General features: G+C 68.5%; 16 protein-coding genes. 9 read left to right on the top strand and 7 right to left on the bottom strand.

All coding sequences use genetic code 11. The annotated features are described in order from the left end of the window. Positions 1 to 52 precede the first annotated feature (52 nt). The 7 genes from AB2U09_RS23175 to AB2U09_RS23145 form a co-directional block, all read right to left on the bottom strand. Positions 53 to 571: a DUF7519 family protein gene (locus AB2U09_RS23175; protein ID WP_459195114.1), complete on the bottom strand. Its 519-nt coding sequence runs from the start codon at positions 569 to 571 to the stop codon at positions 53 to 55. After that, complete coding sequence (locus AB2U09_RS23170; protein WP_459195113.1) at positions 562 to 1,929, bottom strand: DUF58 domain-containing protein; 1,368 nt, start codon at positions 1,927 to 1,929, stop codon at positions 562 to 564. The genes AB2U09_RS23175 and AB2U09_RS23170 overlap by 10 nt, the downstream gene beginning before the upstream one ends. Beyond that, positions 1,922 to 2,500 carry a DUF7269 family protein gene (locus AB2U09_RS23165; protein WP_459195112.1) on the bottom strand — a complete coding sequence of 193 codons (579 nt, stop codon included), beginning with the start codon at positions 2,498 to 2,500 and terminating at the stop codon, positions 1,922 to 1,924. The genes AB2U09_RS23170 and AB2U09_RS23165 overlap by 8 nt, the downstream gene beginning before the upstream one ends. Continuing rightward, the gene (locus AB2U09_RS23160) at positions 2,497 to 3,183 is read right to left on the bottom strand and encodes a DUF4129 domain-containing protein (protein ID WP_459195111.1); all 687 of its coding nucleotides are present in this window, start codon (positions 3,181 to 3,183) and stop codon (positions 2,497 to 2,499) included. The genes AB2U09_RS23165 and AB2U09_RS23160 overlap by 4 nt, the downstream gene beginning before the upstream one ends. A gap of 31 nt (positions 3,184 to 3,214) precedes the next feature. After that, positions 3,215 to 3,922, bottom strand: a complete 708-nt coding sequence (locus AB2U09_RS23155) for a DUF4129 domain-containing protein (protein WP_459195110.1) — start codon at positions 3,920 to 3,922, stop codon at positions 3,215 to 3,217. A 239-nt stretch (positions 3,923 to 4,161) separates the two neighbouring features. After that, a complete protein-coding gene (locus tag AB2U09_RS23150; RefSeq protein WP_459195109.1) occupies positions 4,162 to 5,025 on the bottom strand; it encodes a 2-oxoacid:ferredoxin oxidoreductase subunit beta in 864 nt (287 codons plus the stop codon). Beyond that, a complete protein-coding gene (locus AB2U09_RS23145; protein ID WP_459195108.1) occupies positions 5,022 to 6,800 on the bottom strand; it encodes a 2-oxoacid:acceptor oxidoreductase subunit alpha in 1,779 nt (592 codons plus the stop codon). The genes AB2U09_RS23150 and AB2U09_RS23145 overlap by 4 nt, the downstream gene beginning before the upstream one ends. 231 nt (positions 6,801 to 7,031) lie before the next feature. Here AB2U09_RS23145 and AB2U09_RS23140 point away from each other — a divergent pair, with 231 nt between their 5' ends. The 9 genes from AB2U09_RS23140 to AB2U09_RS23100 all read left to right on the top strand — a co-directional run bounded on the left by AB2U09_RS23140 (position 7,032) and on the right by AB2U09_RS23100 (position 14,257). Beyond that, on the top strand, positions 7,032 to 7,661 hold the full coding sequence (locus tag AB2U09_RS23140; RefSeq protein WP_459195107.1) for an FAD-dependent oxidoreductase: 630 nt from the start codon (positions 7,032 to 7,034) through the stop codon (positions 7,659 to 7,661). A 112-nt stretch (positions 7,662 to 7,773) separates the two neighbouring features. Then, the gene (locus AB2U09_RS23135; protein WP_459195106.1) at positions 7,774 to 7,953 is read left to right on the top strand and encodes an HVO_2753 family zinc finger protein; all 180 of its coding nucleotides are present in this window, start codon (positions 7,774 to 7,776) and stop codon (positions 7,951 to 7,953) included. Positions 7,954 to 7,955: 2 nt separating this feature from the next. Then, complete coding sequence (locus AB2U09_RS23130) at positions 7,956 to 8,222, top strand: elongation factor 1-beta (protein ID WP_274323478.1); 267 nt, start codon at positions 7,956 to 7,958, stop codon at positions 8,220 to 8,222. A 369-nt stretch (positions 8,223 to 8,591) separates the two neighbouring features. Beyond that, a complete protein-coding gene (locus AB2U09_RS23125; protein ID WP_459195105.1) occupies positions 8,592 to 11,333 on the top strand; it encodes a methyl-accepting chemotaxis protein in 2,742 nt (913 codons plus the stop codon). A gap of 61 nt (positions 11,334 to 11,394) precedes the next feature. Beyond that, a complete protein-coding gene (locus AB2U09_RS23120; RefSeq protein ID WP_459195104.1) occupies positions 11,395 to 11,685 on the top strand; it encodes a 50S ribosomal protein L21e in 291 nt (96 codons plus the stop codon). Next, positions 11,682 to 12,038 carry an RNA polymerase Rpb4 family protein gene (locus tag AB2U09_RS23115; RefSeq protein WP_459195103.1) on the top strand — a complete coding sequence of 119 codons (357 nt, stop codon included), beginning with the start codon at positions 11,682 to 11,684 and terminating at the stop codon, positions 12,036 to 12,038. Before AB2U09_RS23120 ends, AB2U09_RS23115 begins: the two co-directional genes overlap by 4 nt. Positions 12,039 to 12,108: 70 nt before the next feature. After that, entirely contained in the window at positions 12,109 to 12,696 is a 588-nt protein-coding gene (locus AB2U09_RS23110; protein WP_459195102.1) for a DUF655 domain-containing protein, read from the top strand. Beyond that, complete coding sequence (locus AB2U09_RS23105) at positions 12,693 to 13,601, top strand: 16S ribosomal RNA methyltransferase A (RefSeq protein ID WP_459195101.1); 909 nt, start codon at positions 12,693 to 12,695, stop codon at positions 13,599 to 13,601. The genes AB2U09_RS23110 and AB2U09_RS23105 overlap by 4 nt, the downstream gene beginning before the upstream one ends. Next, entirely contained in the window at positions 13,598 to 14,257 is a 660-nt protein-coding gene (locus tag AB2U09_RS23100) for a HemK2/MTQ2 family protein methyltransferase (protein ID WP_459195100.1), read from the top strand. Before AB2U09_RS23105 ends, AB2U09_RS23100 begins: the two co-directional genes overlap by 4 nt. Positions 14,258 to 14,305: the final 48 nt, after the last annotated feature.

Below are 14,305 nucleotides of genomic sequence, written 5' to 3'. Positions count from 1 at the left end.
TTGCTGAACGGCCCGAACCCGTGCGACACGTTTCCGCCCGGCGCGGACCGGCTCACTCGCGCAGCAGCCAGACCAGCACGACCCCGCCGATCAGGAGCGCGACCACTCCGAGCGATCCCCCGCCGGGAACCGCCTCGAAGAGGAGGTAGCCGATTCCCGCGGTCAGCGTCGCGACCGTGACGCTCCCGACGGCGTGGAGCAGTTCGACCCGCGTCGTCGCCACCGCCGCGTCGGCGTCCCGGTCGATCCCGACGGCGAACGTCCCTAGGTCCGCCGCGACGACCGCACCGAAGGCACCGATCAGTACCGACTCGGCGTCCGCCGGACCGGTGGCCGCCAGCACCGCCGCGGCGAACAGCGTCGCGCCGGCGAAGACGACGGGCGGCTCCGACCGGCGGACCAGTCCCGCGACGAGCGCGACCGAGCCCGCGATTCCGATCAGGACGGCCAGCGTCGACCCGCGGACCGCCGACAGCACTGCCAGCGCCGCCACGACGGAGAGCGCGTGGCTGGCTCGCGGCCGGCGGCGGTCCCGATCCTGGTTCGGCTCCCGCTCGCGACTCACCGCCACTCGTCGTCACCTCCGTCGGTCGCGACGGCGGGGCCGGACGAACTGGACGCGCTCGGACGCGTTCCCGCGGCGTCTCGGGTTTCCCACTGGACGACCGAGACCCCAGCGCGGCGGCAGTCGTCGAGTCGAAGTCGGCGCTCGGTCGCGGCGAGTCGGCGGTAGGCGGAGTCGCTGGCGGTCACGTCCGGGCTCACGACGGTCACGTCGTGACCGCGGGCGTCGAGCGAGCGCGCGACCGACGCGGCTCTGTCGTCGACGAACGGGGAACAGAAGACGATCTGCGCGTCGCCGGGCAGCTGCGCGAGCAGGCGGTCGAACCCGTCGCCTTCCGAGGGAGCCGCAGCTCTCTCGGAGTCCAGTGACTCCCCGGGGGGACGCCAGCCGAACGCGTCGTGGGTCGTGAGCGCCTCGTGGACTCGCTCTCGGTGGCTCCGGCCCGACGCCGGCGGGAGCCAGCAGTTTCGCGGCGACAGCGCCGCCAGCCCGACGTGACAGCCGGCGTCCGCGAGGCCGCCCACGAGCGCGCCCGCCGCGTGGACGCAGGCGTCGACGGCCGGTCGCCGGCCGCGACCACTAGTCACGTACGCCTCCTGTCGCGCGTCGACGAGCAGGACGACTTTGACGGTGCGGGGCTGGTCGAACTGCCGCGTCGCGAGTTCGCCCTCCTTCGCGTAGCGGTTCCAGTCGACGCTCGACAGGGAGTCACCCGGGCGGTACTCCCGCACGGAGTGGAAAGAGATGCCCTCGCCCGTCTCGGCGACGGGCTGGTTCCCCGGCAACCGAGTCGCCAGCTCACCCAGCGGGGCCGAGTGCGATTCGTAGGCCGGTCGGCAGACGACGGTCGAGCGGTCGGTGGGCTGCCGCGCAGTCCGCCGGCTCGCGCCACTGAGGTCCCGCGTCACGACGGTGAGGCTGTCGAACTCGTGGCGGCCGCGGACCGCCTTGAACTCGTAAGCGATCGAGGCCCGCTTGCCCGGCCGGAGCGCGGTCGTGTGCCGAGCGGTCCCCTCGACGACTTCGAGGCCGGCGGGCACGTCGTCGCAAAAGCGCAGATCCGGGAGCATTCGCCCGCTCTCGTTCTCGACGGTGAGCGTGACCCGGACCGTCTCGCCGGGGTCCGGATCGGTATCGCTGATTCGGCGTTCGACGGCGAGCGCGGGATCCGGCGCCTCGGCGAAGCGGCTGTACGCCGCGAAGCCGACGCCCGCGAGGCCGGCGAGGATGGCGATGGGCTCCCCGACGACGATGGCGACGGCGGTAGCGGCGAGCGCGAGCGCGTGGATCCCGTCCCAGCGGCCGGTCCGTTCGAGTCGCTGCTCGCCGCGTGCGAGCCCGGCCCCCAGCGTCGCCTCAGTCATCGGCGACACCTCCCGAGCCCCGGGACACGCTGCTGCGGTCGTCGTCGGCCCCGAGCCGGGCGACGGCAGCGGCGGCTCGCTCGGCGCGGCGGTCGAATTCCGCTTCGACGCCGCTGTGGACCGAGTCGTCGTCCTCGGCGAACAGCGCCGTGGCGTCCGGGTCTTCGGTCCACGTCCCCTCGTCGAGTTTCGCTTCGGCCGCCGCCCGGCTGACTCCCTCGTACCGAGTCAGCGCGTCCACGGTGGCCGCCCGCAGTCGCTCGCGGATCCGGTCGCGCTCGGCCGCGTCGCGCTCGCTCGCGCCGACGGCACCGACCGCGTCGGCCAGATCGTCGCCCGGGACGTCGTAGGCCGGTCTTTCACCGGCTCTCGGGAGCGCGCCTATCGGTTCGTCGTCACTGTCGAGTCGCTCGAACGCCGCGAGGCCGACGCCGACCAGCGCGACCGCCCAGATCGCGAGCGACAGCACCATCGCGAAATCGAACCGAACCAGGTCGGGACGGAACGTCAATGCGATCCCGCCGACGACGGCGACGAAACCGAGGGCCAGCAGTCCGCGTCGGCGGTTCACGCCTCGTCACCCCCGGAGCGGCTGGCACCGTCCGCGTCGATCCGGTCGGCCAGTCGGTCCGCGCGTCGCTGCTGCTCCTCGGTGGGCGATTCCCGGCCGTACCTGACCGTCTCGAACTGTCCGGTGATCCCCTCGACGGCCTCCGTGGGGTAGCCGCGGTCGAGCGCCGCCGAGGCGGTCTCCCCGGGCGTCGTCGTGTCGTCGACGCCGTCGATCCGTTCGGTGAGCCCGCGCCACGCCCGTACGACCGCGTTGTCGGCGGGCGGGTCGTACGTCGGTTCGACCGGAGGTGTCGGCGGACCGGAGCTGGACCCGTCGTCGGTGCCGCCGTCCCGCGGCGGCGCACGGGTGTCGTCGTCGGTCAGCACGACCGTGAGGACGGCTGCTACGAGCAGGGCGCCGACGAGGCCCGCGACGATCAGCGACGAGACGCCGCCGTCGCCACCGCTGCCAGCGCCGGAATCGACCGGGACGCCCGTCGTCCGGTCGACGACTTCCGCGGACTGAGTGGCGTTGGGACTTCCGGCCCCACCACTCCTGTTCACGTCGATGGGGTCAGGCGGGATAGTCGTCGAATCGGCACCGAGCGTCGGCTGGTCGAAGCCGCTACTGAGAGAGCCGCTTGCTCCGGCGAGCGCGACCAGCGCAAGGAGGGCGATCAGGGCGGTCGCGAAACGTTTCACGAACGGAAGTGTTCGGGCCGTCTACAAGTTTTTAACGACCGTCGCTCGGCGGCTGTTCGGCGCTGTCGGTTCGTGTCGGTTCGGGGTCTCCGTCCACGGTTTCGGCAGCTTCGTCGAGCCTCTCGGCTGCAGTTTCCGCGTCTGCGACCGCCCCCTCGGTCGGCGTCTCGTCGCCGTACCGGACGTCACGAAAGCGGTCGGTGACTGTCGAGACGGCGTCGCCGGGCAACCGCCGCTTGACTGCTCGGGCGGCGACGTCACCGGGAGTCGCCGTCTCGTCGGCGTCGACGCGGTCGCGGAGGTCTCGCCACGCCGCGACCACCGCGTTCTCCCGAGTGGTTTCGTAGTCGGGATCGACAGCAGGCACTGGATCCTCGACTCCGAAGTCGTCGCCGTCGACGGGTAGGTCTGGCGCGCGCTCGTCGTTCCCGGTCAGGAGGACGACGAGGAGTCCGCCGGCCAGCACGGATCCGGTCACGGCCGGGACGACGAGCGGCGAGACACCGCCTCCGTCACTGGCCGCTCCCGCGGGCGTTTCGGGTGGCGTCTGCCGGAAGCCCGATTCGTTGCTGCCCACGGGTGCGTTCGTCGGCGGCGGCACGTCGGTGACAGTCGCCCGCCCGGATGGCGTCCCGTCCGCCGCGATCGACGGTCCCTCGACGGCGTCGAACGTGCCCGCTGCTCCGGCGAGCGCGACGACGGCGAGGACCGCGACCAGCGCGGTTCCGAGACGCTGCACGTCGACACCTGACGGTCGGGGCGGTCAAGTGATTTCCGACTGAAACGAAGTAGCCCGGTTGCAGTAGCGGGGCGGTGCGGAGCAGTCGTAGCTAGCGTCCGGCGCCGAAGGCGCCGGTTCACCGCTCGCGCTTCGCGCGAGCAGCTTTTTCACCCATGTTTTTGGCGGTCGGGTTCCCGCAGCGAGCCTTCGGCTCGCGAGGAAACCCGGCCGCGAAAAAGATGGTAACGAGGTGGTCTCTAGTAGAACTCGCGAACGAGATCCATCGCGTCTTCGGGAGCGCCGTCGGGGATGTCGGACATGTCCTGGTCGATGCCCTCGCGCTTTTCCCACGGGACGGACTCGTCGTCCTGGTAGATGACGCCCATGTACTCCTTGTCGCCCTCGAGGATCTTGTCCTTGGCCGCCTGGCGGTCGGTCGGGTCGTGATCCTCCTCGTCGAGGTCCACGATGGAGTCGCGGAAGTAGTCGTAGGTGTCGACGTCGTTGAACGTGACACACGGCGAGTAGGTGTTGACGAAGCCGAAGCCGTCGTGCTCGATGGCTTCCTGGATGATCTGGGCGTGACGCTGGGAGTCCGAGGAGAACGACTGGGCGATGAAGGTAGCTCCCGAGGCCAGGGCGAGCGCGAGCGGGTTGACCGGGGGCATCTGCGGGCCCTCGGGGGTCGTGCTCGTCTCGAAGTCCTGGCGGCTGGTCGGCGACGCCTGGCCCTTGGTGAGGCCGTAGATGCGGTTGTCCATGACGACGTAGGTCATGTCGACGTTCCGCCGGACGGCGTGGACGAAGTGGCCCGCGCCGATGGAGTACCCGTCACCGTCACCGCCCGCGACCATCACTTCGAGGTTCGGGTTGGCGAGCTTGACGCCGATACCGACGGGCAGGGCGCGACCGTGGACGCCGTGGAGCGCGTAGCTGTGCATGTAGGTGCCGATCTTGCCGGAACACCCGATGCCCGCGACCACGAACGTGTTGTCGGGGTCGTTGCCCGTCTCGGCGAGCGCTTTCATCATGCCGTTCATCGTCCCGAAGTCGCCGCAGCCGGGACACCACGTCGGTTGCTTGTCGGATTTGAAGTCTGTGAATCGAACGTCGGAGCTCATTCTGCCTCCACCTCCTGGGAGCCGGCGTCGGCTCCAGTGAGTGTGTTCTCGATCTCGGTCGCGAGTTCGTCCGCCTTGAAGCGGACGCCGTTGTACTTGTTGACCCGCTGGACGCGCTGGAGCACGTCGTGTTCGATGACGTCGGCGAACTGCCCCGTGGCGTTACACTCGACGACGATGACGTCTTCGGCCGCCTCGATCTCCTCGCTGAGGTCCGGACGCGGGAAGATGTAGGGCACCGAGATGAAGCGCACGTCGTGACCGCGCTCGGAGAGGAACCCGAGGGCTTCGCGCATGGCGCCCTCGTTCGAACCCCACGAGATGACGAGCGTGTCGGCGTCCTCGTCACCGAACTCGCGGTAGTCCCAGTCCTCCTCTTCCTTCGCGGTCTGGACCTTCTGGTTGCGCTTGTCGACCTGCTCGATGCGGACCTCCTCTTCCTCGGTCCGGCGACCGAGTTCGTCGTGCTCGAGGCCGGTGGTCATGTGCGCGCCCTCGGTCGTGCCGGGGAACGCCCGCGGGCTGATGCCGTCGGCGGACGGGAAGTGTGGCTGGAACTGCCCTTTCTCGTTGAGCCAGGAGTCGATCTCGTCCTCGTCGACGACCTTCCCGCGCTCGATCTCGACCTCGTCCATGTCGAACTCCTCGGGTGGGAACGTCTGTTCGGTCACCGCGAGCGCGAGGTCGGCGACCAGGAAGACCGGCGTCTGATACTTCTCGGCGTAGTTGAACGCCTCGACGGTCTTCCAGAAGCACTCCGAGACCGTCGTCGGCGCGACGACGAACCGCGGGATCTCGCCGTGGCCGCCGTACAGCGTCATGTTGAGGTCGCCCTGTTCCTGCTTGGTCGGCATCCCGGTCGAAGGACCGGAGCGCATCACGTCGCAGATGACAAGCGGCGTCTCAGAGGTGGCGACCAGCCCGAACGTCTCGGTCATCAGGTCGATACCGGGACCCGAGGTAGCCGTCATCGCGCGTGCGCCAGCGCGTGCCGCGCCGAGGGCCATGTTGATGGCGGAGAGTTCGTCCTCGGCCTGGACGACTTTGCCGCCGTACTGTTCGACGCGACCGGTCATGTACTCCATGACGTCCGTCGCGGGCGTGATGGGGTAGCCCGAGTAGAAGCGACAGCCGGCAGCGATGGCGCCCATCCCGATGGCCTCGTCGCCGTTGAGGAGGACGTAGTCGTTGTCCGTGGTCTCGATGTCGTAATCGAAGTCGTGGTCGTACTCCTCCTGGACGTGCTGCTGACCCAGGCGGGCGGCCTCCTTGTTGTTCTCGACGATGGCCTCGCCCTTGTCGCCGAAGCGCTTCTCCAGCGACTCGTCGAGGTTCTCGATCGGGAAGTTCGCCACTTCACAGGCCGCGCCGAGCGCGACGACGTTCGCCATGATGGCGCCGCCGGCGTCCTCGGCGAGGTCCTGGAGTGGGACCGATAGGCCGATCATCCCCTCGGGAACTTCGACGTCCTGCATCGTGGAGCGCTCGCCGTCGTAGATGATTACGCTCCCCTCGTGCAGTTCGTCCATGTTCTCGTCGATGGTGCGCTCGGTGAGCGCGATGAGGATGTCGAGCCTGTCGACGACGCTCTCGACGCGGTCGACCGACGTCCGGACCTTGTAGGCGGTGTACCCGCCCCGGATCCGCGACGCGAAGTCCTTCGAGGTGAAGACGTGACGGCCGGCACGTGAGAGTGCCTGAGCGAATATCTTCCCGGTAGAGTCGATCCCGTCACCGGCTTCACCGCCGATGGCCCAGTTCAGGTCCTCGGGCATATTGCATTGGAGTATCTTCCGCCCGGCAAAAAGACTTCTGTAATGGTCCCGTTCTCGGACCCTCGCTTTCGTCGCAGAAGTGGACAGATGGGCGGAAATCAGCGGTTTCGAACAACCGGTAACACTGTCCGCCAACGCCGAACGACGGTTCGTTCGACGAACGTCCAGCGGGATCGAATGTCGCCGGGAGGGAACGAAAGGACCTTGCGCCGGGGCGTGCGAACGGCGAGCATGGAAGACACCGAGGTCACCGTCGTCGCCGTCGAATCGGTCGGCGACGACGCCATCGCCATCGACTTCGAGACGCCAGACGGGTTCGACGCGCGCCCGGGGCAGTTCGTCAAGGTCGCCCTCGAGGGCGTCGAGGAGTCGCGCTTCTACACGATCTCGTCACCCGACGTGCACGAGACATTCGAGATCACCGTCGGCATCGACCCCGAGGGCGAGGTCGGGCCGCAACTGGAGGAACTCGAGGCCGGCGACGGTGTCGAGATCTCAGGCCCGTTCGGCAACGCCTACTACGAGGGCGAACAGCGAGTCCTCGTGCTCGCGGGCGGCCCCGGCGTCGGCCCGGCCATCGGCATCGCCGAGCGGGCGCTGGACGAGGACGGCGAGGCCGCGATCGTTTACCGGGACGCCGCGCCGATCCACGACGACCGACTGACGGAGCTGAACGAGCGCGGCGCGTCGATCGCGGTCCTCGCGCCGGAGTCGCCCCTCGAACAGTCCGTCGCGGACGTGCTGACCGACGACACGCAGGTGTTCGTCTACGGCTTCGCCGAGTTCCTCGACGACGCGACTGCAGCCATCGCGGCCGCGGGCGGCGAACCGGACGCCGCGAAGGTCGAGAACTTCGGGTGAGCGGTCGGCGCTCGTCCCCATTTCTCTGCACGGCGGCCACCGCCCAGCGACTTCGGGGCGCCGGCAACCGCAGTTGGCAACGGTTAAAAACCGTGAGAGGATACGGAGTGGTATGAGCGAGAGCCAACAGAAACGCCAGCAAAAGTGCGTCTCGTGCGGCATCAACATCGCCGGCACGAACGCCGCCGCGTTCAAGTGTCCCGAGTGCGGCCAGCAGATCTACCGCTGCGCGAAGTGCCGAAAACAGAGCAACCTCTACGAGTGCCCGGACTGCGGGTTCATGGGGCCGTAACAATGGGGAAAGTAGCCGCGCAGATCAAGGTCATGCCGCAGAGTCCCGAGGTCGATCTGGACGCGCTCCAGGAGCGCCTCGAACAGTCCCTGCCCGAAGGGGCGAAGATCAACGGCTTCGAGCGCGACGACGTGGCCTTCGGGCTCGTCGCTCTGCTCCCGACGGTCGTCGTCCCCGACGAGGCCGGCGGCACCGAAGCCGTCGAGGAAGCGTTCACCGAAGTCGAGGGCGTCGAATCCGTCGAAGTCGGCGACGTCGGGCGCCTCTAAGACGCACTGCGCTCTTTCTCCGGACGGCGACGACCGCCGAGCGACGGGACCAGTTTCATCAGTTGCCGTCGACTCGGGCGCTTGACCGCCACACCGCCCACCACTGAACGCAGTTCGTCTTTCGGTCGCCGCCGTTCACCCATCGTTGTTCGCCCACCCCGATTCTCGAAGTGTAAACTGGCCCTGTCGACTTCTCACCCGGTAAGGCCACCAATTTCGCCCCAGATAACTATTTATCATTGCTGATATTGCGCAGGAATATTTAACCCAACATGTACTGTCGGGAGTGCTATGGACCGTCGGATATCGAGATTCCTGCCGGATAGGGTCCGAAGCAGTTACGTTCGACAGTTTGCGACAGCCGTGGCCGTGATCCTCCTCGTACTCGTGTTGGTTCTCGGGGGAGTCTACGTGGCGGAAGCGAGTTCCCAGCGTGCGTCAGTACAGGACTCGCTTCAGTCCACGACGGACGGGAACGCGGCCGAGGTCGGAAACTGGAACAGCCAGTATCGATCGTCGACGCGACTCGTCTCGCAGTCGGGGAAACTCCGCCCCAGCGAGATGGGAACCATTGATACGCACCTCCAGAGCCTCGCCCGCTCGATGCCTGACGAGGTCGTCGACGTCCACTACATCAGGTGGGAGAACGGGAGCATCATGGGAAGTTCCGGGTCGATCCCGGAGGACCGCGACCAGCGCTTCCCCTGGCTCTCGGAGATCGACCTCGAAGGGGTCGGCGTGACCGCCGTCCAGACGACCGACGCCTACCGGGTGAACAACGACACGAGAATCACGTTCGTCAGCCCGACCCAGTACGGCATCGGGTACGCCGCGGCCATCGAGGTCTCCGTCTCGGAGTCGTTCGACTTCGAGGAACCGGTCGCGGGAAGCGAGACGAACCTGCTCTACCGGAACGCGACGTACCTCCACGGTGAGGACCCCGAGCGACTCGGGACCACCTACGAGGGACCGGACGCACAGGCACTGTACAATCGGACCGAGTTCATCCCCGCGCTCCGGAGCTTGAGTGCGAACACCGGCGCCGAGAACGCGACGCTCGTCCAGCAGGACGGGCGGGTCGTCAGTTACGCCGGCGTCTCCGACGCGCGCATGGCCGTAGTAACGACCGCCTCGACCGGCGTCTACGGCGTTCCCACCCAGACAAAGCTCTACCTCGGGCTGGTGTTCGTCTTCGTCGCGCTCAGCCTGGGGACGGTCGGCGTCCTCATCGAACGACCCGTCTCCCGGTCGATCAGCACGCTGGCCGACCGGACCGAAGCCATCGAGAACGGCGACCTCGACGTCGACCTCGAAACCCACCGGAAAGACGAGATCGGGACGCTCTACCGTCGGTTCGCCTCGATGCGCGACTCGCTGGCCGAGCGCATCGACCAGATCGAGACCGCACGCGAGGAGGCCAGGGCCGAGGCCGACGAGGCCCGCCGAGAGGCCGAACGCGAGCGCGAGGCCGCCGAGGAATTCACCGAACACCTCGAAGAGACCGCCGACGAGTACGGCGAGACGATCCGCGCCTGCGCCGACGGCGACCTGACCCGCCGGCTCGAACCGGACGGCGAGAGCGACGCGATGGCGGAGATCGCCCGCTCGTTCAACGACATGATGCACGACCTCCACGAGACGGTCGGCCGCGTGCTCGCGTTCACCGACGAGGTGGCCGAGTCGACGACGCAAGCGGCCGCCGCGACCCAGGAGGTCCGGACGACCAGCCGTGACGTGAGCGAGTCGGTGTCGAGCATCGCCGCTGACGCCACCGAGCAGGACGAGTACCTCGGCGAGGTGACCGAGGAGATGAACGACCTCTCGGCGACCGTCGAGGAAGTCGCTGCGACGACCGACACCGTCGCAGACCTCGCCGAGGAGACCGAGTCGCTCGCCGACGACGGCTCGACGGCCGCCACCGAGGCGATGGCCGAGATGGAGACCATCGAGTCCCGAACCGACGAGACCGCCGCAGAGATCCGCGCGCTCGACGAGGAAGTCGAGCAGGTCGCCGAGATCGTCGACCTCATCGACGACATCGCGAGCCAGACGAACACGCTCGCGCTGAACGCCTCGATCGAGGCCGCACGCGCCGGCGAATCCGGGTCCGGGTTCGCCGTCGTCGCCGCGGAAGTCAAGGAGCTCGCCGAGGAGACCAGCGAGGCGACCCAGGAGATCGACGACCTGCTGACCCAGCTCACCGACCGGACCGGCGAGGCCGTCTCCGACATCGAGTCGATGCAGTCCGACGTCGAGAGCGGCGTCGAGACCACCCAGCACGCTCTGGACGCGCTCGACGAGATCGCCGAGCAGGTGCGCGAGACCAACGACGGGGTTCAGGAGATCAGCGACGCGACGGCCGACCAGGCCGACTCCGCCCAGGAAGTCGTCTCGCTCGCCGACCAGGTCTCCGAGATCAGTGGCCGGACCGCCTCCAGCGCGGAGACGGTCGCCCAACAGACCGACGACCAGGTGACCAGCATCGAGGAGGTGGGCGACACCGCCGAGGACATCGAGTCGCAGGTCGAGGAACTGCGTGACCTGCTCGACAACTTCACGGTCGAGATAGACGACGGTACCGACGAGAGCGCCGAGATGGCCGTCGAACCGGTCGCCGACGGCGCCGGTGAAGAAGGCGGTGTCGTGGCCGTCGATCAGGGCGACGCGGACATCGAGCCGGGAGCGATCGACGCGGACGACGCCGCGGACGAACCGACGGATCTCGAATCGAAGGACGACACCACGAACGGCGACGTGGATAGTACGGACGGCGCAGCGGTCGAGAGCGACGAACCGGAGGAGACTACCGATTCGGAGGGAGCCGCCGATGCGGAGGAGACCGGCGAAGCAGAGACCGAAGTCGACGAAGCGGACGACGAGTCGGCTGACGCCGCCGGCGAATCGGACGACGCGGACGATGCTGACGGCGCAACAGGCGAGAGAGACGAGGAGACGCGCGATATCGACGACTCGGGCGAAGCCGACGGAGAAGAGTCCAACGTCGACGACGAACCGGACGATGTCGGCGACGAGAAAGCCGATATCGGTGACGAACCGTCCGAGAGCGACGGTGACGGCGACGCGGTGGCGGACGGCGGCCGCTCGGACTGACTGGTCCGACGACCGCGTAACGCACGTTTTATAACCGTGACCGGATAACGGAACCGCACGAATGCCTAACTCCAACGGACCCCAGAAGAAGTCGCGCAAGAAGCTCCGAAACAAGCCCCGAGAGAGCGGAACCTCCCCGCCCCAGCGAGCGGTCGCGGAGTACGAGGTCGGCGAGAAAGTCCACCTGAAGATCGACCCGAGCGTTCCCGAGGGCCGCTACCACCCGCGCTTCGACGGACGCACCGGCGAGGTCGTCGGCGAGCAGGGCGCGGCGTACAAGGTCGAGATCGTCGACGGTGACACCGAGAAGACGCTCATCGTCAAGCCCGCCCACATCCGCAGCCAGGCATGACGATCTTCAAAGAGAAGGTCGACGAAGAGTTCCTCACGGTCGCCGAGACCAAGGAGATCCTCGCCGAACTCGAACGCGAGCGGGCAGCCGACGAGGACCGGGAGATGCGCTACGAGCTCGCGCGCGCCATCGAGCACGTCAACCGATTCGCGACCCTCGACCCCGAGGAGTCCCGCGAGTTCGTCGACGAACTGCTCGACCTCGAGAAGGTCGACGAGCCGACCGCCTACAAGGTCGCGAACCTGCGACCGCGGGACCGAGACGAGCTGCGCGCCATCTACGCACAGGAGCGGTTCACGCTCTCGGGCGACGAACTCGACGCCATCCTCGAAGTCGTCGCGAAGTACGCCTGACTCCGGCGCTATTCTCCCGCGACCACCCGACTGCGGGGGTTTAAGTTCCGTCTCGCCCTACTCATCTGTCATGAGCGACACCGAGCGCGGCGACGACGCGTCGGGGGGTCCCACGGCCGTCGTCCTCGACTTTCTCGCACACGGCCGCACCGAGGACGACCGCCCGCAGTACCAGAAACAGCCCCTGGCCTACACGCTCGGGCGCGAGGACTTCCGCCTGTACGAGGTGGTCCTCGCACCCGACGCGGACGTCTCCATCGGCGACGACCTCGTCGTCGACCGGGCCGCCGACCACATCGAGCGCGCGGGCGAGGTGGAGTACGAGGACCTCCCCGGCGGCGCCCAGTCGGAACTCGACTACGCCGTCGAGGACCTGGTCACCGAAGAGGAGCGCCGGTTCGTCGACTTCTACAACGACGCCCAGCCCATCACGCTCCGGCTCCACCAGCTAAATCTCCTGCCGGGCATCGGGAAGAAACTCCGCAACTCGATCCTCGACGAGCGCAAGCGCGGCCCCTTCGAGAGCTTCGAGGATCTGGAGGAGCGCGTCGACGGCCTGCACAACCCCCGCGAGGTCGTCGTCGAGCGCATCCTCGAAGAGATCCGCGAGGACGACCTGAAGTATCGGACCTTCGCCCGGCGGGACGACGAGGAATGAACGGCGAGAACGCAGCCGATGCGGACGGCGACCCAGGTGCCCGCCGGGAAGCGGGCACCCGCGACCCGGACGCCCTCATTCGGCGGGCCGGCGTCCGCGGCGACCCCGACAGCGACCAGCACTTCCTCGTCGACGACCGCGTGCTCGATCGCCTCCCCGGGTACGCCGAGGAGGCCGACGTCGACCTCTCGCACGTCCTCGAAATCGGTGCCGGGACGGGCGCGCTGACAGACCGCCTGCTCGCGGTCGCCGACCGCGTGACCGCCATCGAGCGCGACCCCGACCTGGCGGCGTTCCTCCGTGAGGAGTTCGCCACGGCGATCGACGACGGGCGGCTCACCGTCGTCGAGGGCGACGCGCTGGAGGTCGACCTCCCGGACTTTTCGGCGTCCATCTCGAATCTCCCCTACGGTCCCTCCAGCGAACTCGCCTTCCGGCTGCTGCCCGAGGGAAAGCCGCTGATCCTGATGTTCCAGCGGGAGTTCGCCGAGCGGATGGCCGCCGAGCCGGGGGGCGACGACTACGGCCGCCTCTCGGTGACGGCTGGCCACTACGCGGACGTGGAGGTCGTCGAGCCCGTCCCCAAGGAGGCGTTCTCGCCGCCTCCCGCCGTCCAGAGCGCCGTCGTGCGGACGACGCCCCGGGACCCGGACTACGAGGCGCCGGACGTCGACTTCTTCATGGACTTCCTGAAGGCCGTGTTCACCCAGCGCCGCAAGACGATGCGCAACGCCGTCCGCAACACGGCCCACATCTCCGGACTGGGCGACCCCGACGCCGTTGTCGAAGCGGCGGACGAGGACCTGATGGGCCGCCGCGCCGGGAACGTGACGCCCGCGGAGTTCGCCGACCTGGCGGCGCTCGCCCGCGAGGTGGGCGAGCCGGGCGAGCATCCGTCGGCATGACCGACGGGAACGAAGCGGGCGGGGCTGACGGCGGTAGCGCGAACGGATCCGACGGTGGCGCGGACGGATCCGGTGGCAAGCCGGGCCTCGCCGACCGCCGCGGCGTCGAGCAGGTCTACCAGCCCGCCGAGGACTCGAAGCTGCTCGCCGACGCCGTGGTCGAGCACGTCGAAGCGGGCGAGCGGGCGCTCGACGTGGGAACCGGGTCGGGCTACGTCGCTGCGCGCCTGCGTGAGGCGGGTGCCGACGCGGTGGGCGCGGATCTCAACCCCCACGCCTGCCGGCAGGCCGCCGACGAGGGGATTCCTGTAGTCCGCGCCGACCTCACGACAGCGTTCCGCGAGGGGGCGTTCGACGTGGTGACGTTCAACCCGCCGTACCTCCCGACGGAGCCCGAACAGGAGTGGGACGACTGGATGGAGCGGGCGCTCTCGGGCGGCGAGGACGGTCGCGCCGCCATCGCCCCGTTCCTCGACGACGTGGCGCGCGTGCTGGCGCCGGACGGCGCGGCGTACCTGCTCGTCAGTTCGCTCACCGACCCCGACGCCGTGCGGGAACTCGCTGCGGAGAACGGGCTGGCGAGCGAGGACGTCGACAGCGAGTCCCACCCGTTCGAGACGCTACTGGTGATGCGATTCACTCGCGACGACGGTTGAGCGCTGGCTGCGTCCGCGCTGGTTGTGTCGACCGTCTCAACCCGGGGG

The sequence above is a fragment of the Halosimplex yunnanense genome, assembly GCF_054504345.1.
The sequence above is the reverse complement of the archived record's forward strand: the minus strand, read 5'-3'. Positions and strand labels throughout refer to the sequence as shown.